Origin of the sequence: Actinosynnema sp. NPDC023658, assembly GCF_040639995.1 — a bacterium.
Lineage (GTDB): Bacteria > Actinomycetota > Actinomycetes > Mycobacteriales > Pseudonocardiaceae > Actinosynnema.
This window is the reverse complement of the sequence record NZ_JBFAAX010000207.1, coordinates 1-9,781: the sequence shown is the minus strand read 5'-3', so window position 1 is coordinate 9,781 and position 9,781 is coordinate 1. Positions and strand designations below refer to the sequence as shown.

The 9,781-nt window shown below is 71.7% G+C and carries 9 protein-coding genes and 1 pseudogene; all 10 read left to right on the top strand.

The features are described 5' to 3' along the window. Positions 1–327, top strand: a pseudogene (locus AB0G02_RS20880) (acetylglutamate kinase); the annotation flags it as partial. After that, positions 324–1,412 carry a M20/M25/M40 family metallo-hydrolase gene (locus AB0G02_RS20875; RefSeq protein WP_360796909.1) on the top strand — a complete coding sequence of 363 codons (1,089 nt, stop codon included), beginning with the start codon at positions 324–326 and terminating at the stop codon, positions 1,410–1,412. The pseudogene AB0G02_RS20880 and the gene AB0G02_RS20875, both read left to right, overlap by 4 nt. Beyond that, complete coding sequence (locus AB0G02_RS20870) at positions 1,409–2,125, top strand: hypothetical protein (RefSeq protein WP_360796907.1); 717 nt, start codon at positions 1,409–1,411, stop codon at positions 2,123–2,125. Before AB0G02_RS20875 ends, AB0G02_RS20870 begins: the two co-directional genes overlap by 4 nt. A gap of 68 nt (positions 2,126–2,193) precedes the next feature. After that, positions 2,194–3,453, top strand: coding sequence for an MFS transporter (locus AB0G02_RS20865; RefSeq protein WP_360796904.1), 1,260 nt, complete (start codon positions 2,194–2,196; stop codon positions 3,451–3,453). Between the two features lie 24 nt (positions 3,454–3,477). Beyond that, entirely contained in the window at positions 3,478–3,834 is a 357-nt protein-coding gene (locus AB0G02_RS20860) for a VOC family protein (RefSeq protein WP_360796901.1), read from the top strand. A gap of 10 nt (positions 3,835–3,844) precedes the next feature. Beyond that, positions 3,845–4,120 (top strand): phosphopantetheine-binding protein, encoded by a 276-nt coding sequence (locus tag AB0G02_RS20855; protein WP_360796899.1) that lies wholly within the window; start codon positions 3,845–3,847, stop codon positions 4,118–4,120. A gap of 5 nt (positions 4,121–4,125) precedes the next feature. Continuing rightward, positions 4,126–5,649: an AMP-binding protein gene (locus tag AB0G02_RS20850; protein ID WP_360796896.1), complete on the top strand. Its 1,524-nt coding sequence runs from the start codon at positions 4,126–4,128 to the stop codon at positions 5,647–5,649. Between the two features lie 5 nt (positions 5,650–5,654). Then, positions 5,655–7,007 (top strand): condensation domain-containing protein, encoded by a 1,353-nt coding sequence (locus AB0G02_RS20845; protein WP_360796893.1) that lies wholly within the window; start codon positions 5,655–5,657, stop codon positions 7,005–7,007. Further along, a complete protein-coding gene (gene cysD, locus AB0G02_RS20840; RefSeq protein ID WP_360796890.1) occupies positions 7,008–7,913 on the top strand; it encodes a sulfate adenylyltransferase subunit CysD in 906 nt (301 codons plus the stop codon). After that, complete coding sequence (cysC, locus tag AB0G02_RS20835) at positions 7,913–9,760, top strand: adenylyl-sulfate kinase (RefSeq protein ID WP_360796887.1); 1,848 nt, start codon at positions 7,913–7,915, stop codon at positions 9,758–9,760. Before cysD ends, cysC begins: the two co-directional genes overlap by 1 nt. Positions 9,761–9,781: the final 21 nt, after the last annotated feature.

Genomic DNA, 9,781 nt, shown 5'->3' with positions numbered 1-9,781 from the left:
GCCACCAACGTCAACGCGGACCGGATGGCCTGCGAGATCGCCGCGGCGTGGCAGGCGGACCGGCTGGTCCTCCTCACGGACACCGCCGGGGTCCTGGCGAGCCCGACCGACCCCTCGTCCACCATCCCGGTCCTGGGCCTGGACGACGCCAAGGACCTGGTGCCGACCTTGGGCGGGGGGATGCGGATGAAGGTCGCCGCCGCGGTGGAAGCCCTGGAGAAGGGCGCGCGCACGGTGCAGATCTGCGACGGCCGCGTGGGATCGCCCCTCACCGCAGCGCTCGGGGGAAGCGGAACCTTGATCGGGAAGGGGCTCGGCCGACGATGACGATCCAAGACCTCAGCGCTCGGGAGGGTGGGCTGGTCGACGAGGCGGCCGTGGCGATGCTCGCGGAGGCGGTGTCGATCCCGTCCACCTCCGGCGACGAGCGGCGGCTGGCCGAGCGCCTCCGGCAGATCGCGACGGGGTTCGGCGCCGAGAGCTTCATCGACGCGGTGGGGAACGTGCACGCGCTGGTCGGGCGCGGGTCCCGGACGGTCATGCTGCTCAGCCACCTGGACACCGTTCCCGGTGACGTGCCGTTCGAGCACGGCGAGGAGGTCGTCCGCGGGCGCGGCGCCGTCGACGCCAAGGGCGCGTTGATGGCGATGCTCGTCGCGGCCCTCACCAGTCGTCACCTCGACCTGCGCGTGCACTGGGTGGGCGTGGTCGAGGAGGAGGCGCTGTCGTCGCGGGGCGCCGAACACGTCCGCACGACCGTGCCCGTGCCGGACGCCGTCATCGTGGGCGAGCCCAGCGGGGCTTCGACGGTGACCCTGGGCTACAAGGGGATGGTGCAGTTCGAGGTGCGGTGCGACGTCCCGCGCACGCACACGGCGACTCCGGGCGTGAAGTCGAGCGAGACGCTGATCCGGGGCCTCGGCCGGTTGCTCGACACCTTCTCCGCGCACGGCAACGCGAACTTCGCCGACATCGGGATGATCGTCAAGAACGGCCGGTTCGAGCCCTTCTCCAGCGCGTGCTCGCTGTCGTTCCGCACCCCGCCGGGGGTGACCGCCGGCGACCTTCGGGAACGCGTGTCGACGATCCTCGGTGAGCACATCGAGGTGGCGACGGCGTACGAGGTGCCCGCCGTCGTGGTGCCGAGGGGTTCGGCGTGCGTCCGCGCGCTGTCCCGCGCCATCCTCCTGGAAGGCCTCAAGCCCAGCCACAACCTCAAGACGGGCACGAGTGACATGAACACGTTGAGCAGGAGTTGGGACGTGCCGATGGTGACCTACGGGCCGGGCGACCCACACCAGGACCACACGGACGACGAGCACATCCTGATCGGGGAGTACCTCACGGGCATCCGCGTCCTGCGGACGGCCCTGCACGAACTGGACAAGTCGCTCGGGGAGGTGACGTCGTGACCGGTCAACCGGACCTCTTGGCGCTGTGGTGCGTGCCGCGGTCGCGGTCCACCGCCTTCGAACGCGCGATGCACGAGCGCGGTGACTTCCTGGTGGTGCACGAGCCCTTCTCCCGGGTGTGCGACTTCGGCGTGGCCGAGGTCGCGGACCGGACGTGCCACAGCCAGGACGAGGTGATGGCCGCCCTGGTCGACCTCGCCGCCGAACGACCGGTCTTCTTCAAGGACACGACCGACTTCGCCTTCGACCGGCTCGCCGCGGCGCCCGCGTTCGTCCAGCGGTGCCGGCACGCGGCCATGGTCCGCAACCCCCGGGACACCGTGCGCTCGCACCTCAGGATGCAGTCCGACGCCACCTCCGACGCGATGGGCTTCCGGAACCTGTGGGACATCGTGTCCACGGTCACCTCGGCGGGCCTGCCCATCCACATCGTCGACGGCGACGAGCTGGTCGTCGACGCGCAGGGGGAGATGAGGAAGTACTGCGAGGCCATGGGGATCGCGTTCGTCCCCGACTCGCTCACCTTCCGCAAGGAGCCGCCGGGCAGCTGGGGCACGACCGGGCGCTGGCACGCCGCCGCGAGCGAGTCGAGCGCGCTGGGCGTCGCGCCGGCGGGGGAGAACCGCCTGCCCGACGAGCTGGAGCGGACCGTGGTCGCGTTCACGCGGGACCAACAGCCCTACTACGAGCTGATCCTGGGGGCGCGGGGCTAGCGGACGGCCCTCGACGCGTGCACGGCGGTACGGCAGGTTCCCGGGGCAAGGACGGCAGAGGAGTGCAGATGAGCTTGGGTCGCGGCTTCACCCGGCTGTGGTGGTCGCAGGGCCTGTCGAACCTGGGCGACGGGCTGGTGCTGGCGGCCGTGCCGCTGCTCGCCGTGGTCGTGACCAGGGATCCGCTGCTGATCGGCGGGATCACCGTGGCGCAGTTCCTGCCGTGGCTGGTCTTCACGCTGCCCGCCGGGGCGCTGGCCGACCGCATCGACCGGCGCCTGATCATGTTCTGGGGCAACCTGGTCCGGGCGGTCGGCTTCGGCCTGCTGGTGCTGACGCTCGTGACCGACCTGCGCAGCATCGTGGTCCTCTACGTGGCGGTGTTCCTCGCGGGCACCGCCGAGACCCTGGTGGACAACGCGGCGCTGACCGTCCCCCCGCGGCTGGTCGAGCGCAAGGACCTGGAACGGGCCAACGGGCGGTTGTTCGCCACGCAGTCGGCCATCAACAGCTTCATCGGGCCGCCGGCGGGCGCCGCGCTGTTCGCGTTGTCCGCGGTCCTGGTGTTCTCCACGAGCGCCGGGCTCTTCGCGCTCGCCGCGCTGGCCGCGGTCACGCTGCCGCGGATGCTGCCCACGGCGAGCGACACCAGCGGGAGCAGGCACTCGCCGGGCGAGGTCGTGCGCAGCATCAAGGAGGGCTGGTCGTTCTTCTGGCAGCACCGGCTGCTGCGCCGGGTGGCGTTCATCTCCGCCTCGATCAACTTCTTCTCGTCCGCCACCACCAGCCTGCTCGTGCTCCTGGCGACGGGACCGCTCGGCGTGCCCGCCTCGTGGTACGGGTTCTTCATCGCGGTGCCGGCCGTGGGCGCCATCGTCGGGTCGCTGATCGCCGCGAAGGTGGTCCCGGCCATCGGCGGGGGACTGGTGACCTGGCTCGCGGCCCTCGGGCCCGCCGCGAGCTACGCCGCACTCGGCCTCAGCACCAACATCGTCCTCATCGAGGCCTTCATGTTCTTCGCGGCGGTGGCCACGGCCCTGAACCAGATCGTGGTGAGCACGCTCCGGCAGGCCGCCGTGCGCGACGAGCTGCTGGGCCGGGTGACCGCTGCCTACCGGCTGATCGTGCTGGGCGCGGTGCCGGTCGGCGCGCTGTTCGGCGGCGCGGTGGCGCGGTGGCGCGGGACCGAGGCCACCTTCGTCGTCTCCGCCATCGGGTTGACCATCGCCGCGATCGTGTTCGCCTCGCGGGTGACGACCCGGGCCCTGCGGGAGGCCGAGTTGGCCGTCCCCCCGGAGAAGGCCGGTCCGGTCGCCGGGTCGAACTGAGAGAGTCAGGGAAGGACGAATCCGATGGCATTGACGTTGGCGCACACCACGATCGACTCGAAGGACCCCTACACCCAGGCCCAGTGGTGGTGCGAGCTGGCCGGGTTCACGCCGAAGGAGGGCGTCCGGCCGGGGTCGGACGAGTGCTACGTCGCCGGCAGCGCCGGTTGCACCGTGCTCTTCATCCTCGTGCCCGACGGCAAGACCGTGAAGAACCGCATGCACTTCTGCATGCGTCCGGAGGGCCGCACGCAGGAGGAAGAGGTGCAGCGCGCGATCGCGCTGGGCGCCACCGTCATCGCGGACTTCCGGAAGCCGGACGGGTGGGTCGTGCTGGCCGATCCCGAAGGCAACGAATTCTGCATCCTGTCCGGGAAATGAGGAGAGACCCGTGGTCGAGAGCCGTGTCGCCCTGTCCGAAGTCGAGTACGAGCCCCCTGCCGACGAACTGGAGGAGCAGGTTGCCGCCGTGATGGCCGAGGTGCTGGACGTCGACCAGGTCGGTCGGCGCGACAGCTTCTACGACCTCGGCGGTGGCTCGCTGGCCGCCATCCGGATCTGCGCGCGCATCGAGCGCGCACTCGGTTGCCGGGTCGATCCGACGGTGTTGCTCGACCACGACGAACTGGCCGACTTCGTCGAGCAGATCCGGCTCGGTGCGGGGTGAGCGGGGTGGAGAGCGGTGTCGTGGGCGGGCCACCGCTGCGGACCGTGCACGGCTCGGTGGCGCACTTCGCCGAGGTCGCACCCCACGACCTCGCCGTGGCACACGGCGACGAGCGCATCGACTACCGGACCCTCGCCCGGGCCGGGACGGCACTCGCGCACCGGTTGACCGGGTGGGGGGTGCGGCCCGGCGACGTCGTCCCGCTGGTGATGCCGCGCGGCGCCCACCTGATCGCCGTCCAGCTCGGGGTGCTGATGAGCGGTGCCGCGTACGCCGTCCTCGACCCGCGCTGGCCGGTCAACCGGATCCAGTCGATCGTGGGCCAGCTCGACCACCCGGTCGTCGTCGGCCTGCCCGGCGGCGAACCGCTCGGGGTCACCCGCGCGCTCGCCCCCGCACCGGTCGCGGAGATCGCGGAAGGCGCGGTCGACGGCCTGTTCGAGCCGGTCCCGACCGGTGTGGACGACCTGGCGATGGTGTTCTTCACCTCGGGCAGCACGGGCGTGCCCAAGGGCGTGCTCGTGCCGCACCGCGCCGTCACCCGGATGTTCGGGCCGGGCGGCCTGCCGGGGTTCGGCCCGGGGCACACCACCCCGCAGGTCGCCCCCGGCGCCTGGGACATGTACGCGTTCGAGCTCTGGGGCCAGTTGACCACCGGCGGCACGTGCGTCGTGGTCGAGGAGAACCACCTCATGCCCAGCCGGCTGCGGAAGCTGGTCGAGGAGGACGGCGTCGACACGGTCTGGCTGACGACATCGCTGTTCAACCTGATCGTGGACGAGGACGTCGACGCGTTCGAGGGGGTGCGGGCGCTCTACGCCGGGGGCGAGAAGCACTCGGCCCGGCACGTCGAGGCGTTCCTGCGGCGCTTCCCCGACCTCCCGATCTGGAACGGTTTCGGGCCGGCCGAGAACGCCATGCTGACCTCGATCCACCGGATGACACCTGCCGACGTCACCGTGCCGGGTGGCATCCCGGTGGGGGTGTCGGTGCCCAACAGCGCGGTGGTCGTCCTGCGCGAGGACGGTTCGGTCGCGGCCGCCGGAGAACCGGGCGAGATCATCGCCGTCGGCGCCGGGGTGGCGCTGGGCTACCTCCACGACGAGCGGCTCACGCGCGAGCGGTTCTTCCGGCTGGACGTGGGCGGTGAGCCCCGGAACGCCTACCGCACGGGCGACATCGGCCTGGTCGACCACGACGGCGTCCTGCACTACCGCGGCCGTCGGGACCGGCTGGTCAAGCTCAGCGGCAACCGGATCGAGCTGGGTGACATCGAGGCCGCCGCCGCCGGGATCGCGCAGATCCGCTCCTGCGCCGCGGTCGCCCGCACCGACGCCGACGGCGTGGTCGAGCACATCGCCCTGGTCTACACGCTCGTCGACGGCGCGGAGCTGTCGCCGAGGGACGTGCGCGGGAAGCTCGCCGCGGTCCTCCCCGCCTACGCCGTCCCCGGCCGGTTCGAGGTGCTGGACGAGTTACCGCACCGCGAGAACGGCAAGGTCGACCTGTCGGCCCTGGAAAGGCGCTGAGGCCGATGCCGAGCGTGTTCCCCCAGACCTTCGAGCAGGAGGCCATCTGGATCGCCGACCGGTTCCTGGGTCAGCCGTCGCCGTTCCTGGAGACGTGGGCCCAGCGCATCACCGGTCCGCTCGACGTGCCCGCACTGGAACGCGCGCTGGCCGCGCTGGTCGCCCGGCACGCCGCGTTCCGCACGCGGTTCAGGCTGGACGACTCCGGTCCGGTCCAGGACATCGACCCGGACGGCACCCTGGTCCTGGAGCGGCTGCCGTGGCCCGGCGGGGACCTGCACGACGTGCTGCACCGGGCCGGGCAACGGCCGCTCGACGTCGCAGAGGGACCGGCTCGCCTCACGTTGTACGAGCTCGCTCCGGACGAGCACGTGCTGCTGGTGCAGGTGCACCACATCGCCGTCGACGACGCCTCGCTGGTGCTGATCGACGAGGAGCTGTCCGCGCTGTACGCGGAGCAGATCGGTGTCGCGACGAAGGCGCTGCCGCCGCTGCCGGACTCGACGCTCGGTGAGTACGCCGTCCGCCGGCGCGCGTCCGGGGTGGATCCCGAGGACCAGGCCTTCTGGGCCGAGTACCTGGACGGGGCACGTCCGCTCAACCGGTTGCCACCCGGCCCGCGCCCGCTGCCCGAGCGGCGGGGCTCGGAGTGCGCCACCGTGCGCGGCACGATCACGCCGGAGCTGGGGGGCGCGCTCCGCGCGCGGGCCCGGTCGCTGCGCAACACGCCGACCGTGCTGATGACCGCCGGCATGGCGAGCACGGCCGCGGCGGTGAACGGCGAGGACCTCGTCATCGTCATCGGGACGCCGGTCTCCCGCCGCGGCGACCCGGAGCTCGACGGTGTCATCGGATGCCTCACCGACCTCCTGCCCCTGCGGTGCCAGGTCCCCGCCGAGAGCACGCTCGGGGAGGTCTGCCTCGGCGTGAAGCGCAGTTCGCTGGCGGTGCTGCGCCACCGGAACATGCCCTACGCCAAGCTGGGCGGGGGAGTCGCCCGCACGCGGCGCGTGCTCTCCGGTGAGCACCTCGGCCGCATCTGCTTCGGCCTCGACGAGGCCCCGGGCCGGCTGGTGCTCCCCGGGCTGCACTGCGAGCGGGTGTACGTGGGCGGCGCCTCCGCGAAGTTCGACTGGCTCCAGTACGTCGTCGCGGACGGCAAGGGCTGGAGCGTGCGCGCCGACTACCCGACGGCCTACTTCACGGCCGAGGAGGCCGAGACCACCTTGCGGCAGTGGCAGACGGCGCTGGCGGCGGTGGCGGCCGACGCCGACCAGCCGGTCCGCGCCCTGCTCGACCGGCTCGCCGGGATCGGCCGAGCCGCGGCCGTGGACCAGACCCGACCCGCGGAGGGCTAGATGACGACGTCCTACGAACTGGCGCACCCGCAAGCCCTCGAATCCGAGGCGGTGCACATCTTCCGCGAGGTGGCGGCCACCTTCGCCAAGCCCGCGCTGCTGTTCTCCGCGGGCAAGGACTCCGTGGTCATGCTGCACCTGGCCGCCAAGGCCTTCTGGCCCGCGCCGATGCCGTTCCCGCTGGTGCACATCGACACCGGGCACAACTTCGACGAGGTGATCGAGTACCGCGACCGGGTGGTCGAGCAGCGCGGTCTGCGACTCGTCGTGGGCGAGGTGCAGGACGACATCGACGCGGGCCGGGTCGTGGAGGATCCGCGGACGGGCCGCAACCGGCTCCAGACGACCACGTTGCTGCGCACCATCCGCGAGCACGGCTTCGACGCGGTCTTCGGCGGGGCGCGGCGCGACGAGGAGAAGGCGCGGGCCAAGGAGCGGGTGTTCAGCTTCCGGGACGAGTTCGGCCAGTGGGACCCGCGCAACCAGCAGCCGGAGCTCTGGCGGCTGTACAACGGCAGGCACCGCAAGGGCGAGCACATCCGGGTGTTCCCGCTGTCGAACTGGACCGAGCTCGACATCTGGACCTACGTGGAGGCCGAGGGCATCGAGCTGCCGTCGATCTACTACGCCCACCGGCGTGGCGTCGTCCGTCGCGACGGGATGCTGCTGGCCGACACCCGCTTCCTGCCCAGGACGCCGCACGACGAGCCGTTCACCACGACCGTCCGGTTCCGCACGGTCGGAGACGCCACCTGCACCGGGTGCGTGGAGTCCACGGCGGCCACGCCCGCGGAGGTCGTCGCGGAGGTCGCCGCCACGCGGGTCACCGAACGCGGCGCCACCCGCGCGGACGACCGGATTTCCGAGAGCGGCATGGAGGACCGGAAGAAGGAAGGCTACTTCTGATGCGTCAACTCGTTCGGCTGGCCACGGCAGGCAGCGTCGACGACGGCAAGTCGACGCTGATCGGGCGGCTCCTGTACGACTCCAAAGCCATCTTCGAGGACCAGCTCGCCGCGGTCGAGCGGACCAGCGCGCAGCGCGGGAACGCGCGAACGGACCTCGCGCTGCTCACCGACGGCCTGCGAGCCGAGCGCGAGCAGGGCATCACCATCGACGTGGCCTACCGCTACTTCGCCACGCCGAGGAGGAAGTTCATCATCGCCGACACCCCGGGCCACCTCCAGTACACCCGCAACATGGTGACCGGCGCGTCGACCGCCGACGTCGCGCTGATCCTCATCGACGCGGAGAAGGGCGTGCTGGAGCAGTCGCGGCGGCACGCGTTCATCGCCAGCCTGCTCGGGGTGCCGCACCTGGTCGTGTGCGTGAACAAGATGGACCTCGTCGGCTACGCGCAGGAGCGGTTCGAGGAGGTCGTCGAGGAGTTCCGGCGGTTCGCCGCCAAGCTGGACCTGCACGACCTCACCTTCGTGCCGGTGTCGGCGCTGCACGGGGACAACATCGTCAACCGCAGCGCGGAAACGCCGTGGTACGAGGGCGCCGCGCTGCTGCACCAGCTCGAAGAGGTGCACGTGGCGTCCGATCGCAACCTGATCGACGCCCGGCTGCCGGTGCAGTACGTCATCCGCGCGCACGGCACGGACCTCGCCGCGGACAAGCAGGGCTTCCGCGGTTACGCGGGCACCATCGCGGGCGGGGTGTTCAAACCGGGAGACGAGGTCACCGTCCTGCCGTCGGGGTTCAGCACCACGGTGGACGGCATCTGGGGTCCGGGCGGGACGGAGGTCGAGGAGGCGTTCGCCGGGCAGGCGGTCGTCCTCGCGCTCACCGACGAGATCGACATCGTGCGCGGCGACCTGATCTGCCGCCCCGGCAACCGGCCGGAGGTCGGCACCGACCTCGACGCGATGGTGTGCTGGCTGGCCGACGACGTCGAGCTGACCGCGGGCGACCGCTACACCGTGCACCACACGACGCGCGAGGTCGTGGCCACGGTGCGGGAGCTGGACTACCGGTTGAACGTCAACACCCTGCACCGCGACAGGGACGTCGACTCGCTGGCCCTCAACGAGATCGGCCGGATCCGGCTGCGCGCGCAGCAGCCGTTGATGTTCGACCCGTACCGCCGCAACCGCGACACCGGCAGCTTCATCCTGGTCGACCAGGTCAGCAGGAAGACCGTCGGGGCGGGGATGATCATCGGTCCGGCGGTGACCGCGGCCAACATCGTCCGGCACGAGTCGACGGTCACCCGCGCCGAGCGGGCGACGCGGGGGATGACCGTGTGGCTCACCGGGCTGTCCGCGTCCGGCAAGTCCACCGTCGGCGCGGACCTGGAGCGACGGCTGGTCGCGTCCGGACGTCCGGCCTACCTGCTGGACGGCGACAACCTGCGGCTCGGCATCAACGCGGGCCTGGGCTTCAGCGCGGAGGACCGCCGGGAGAACGTCCGGCGCACCGGCGAGATCGCCAAGCTGTTCGCGGACGCCGGCGTGGTCGCCGTGGTGTCGCTGATCAGCCCCTACCGGGCCGACCGGGACGAGGTCCGGCGCATCCACGACGAAGCCGGCCTGCGGTTCGTCGAGGTCTTCGTCGACACCCCGCTCGACGTCTGCGCCCAACGCGATCCCAAGGGGCTGTACGCCAAGGCGCTGCGCGGGGAGATCCGCGGCTTCACCGGCGTGGACGACCCGTACGAGGCACCCCGGAGCCCTGACCTCGTGCTGCGCCCGGAGGACGGGGAACCGTCCGCCCAGGCGGCCATCCTCCTCGACCTCCTCGACCGTTGAGCGCCGGAGCGCGGCCCGACC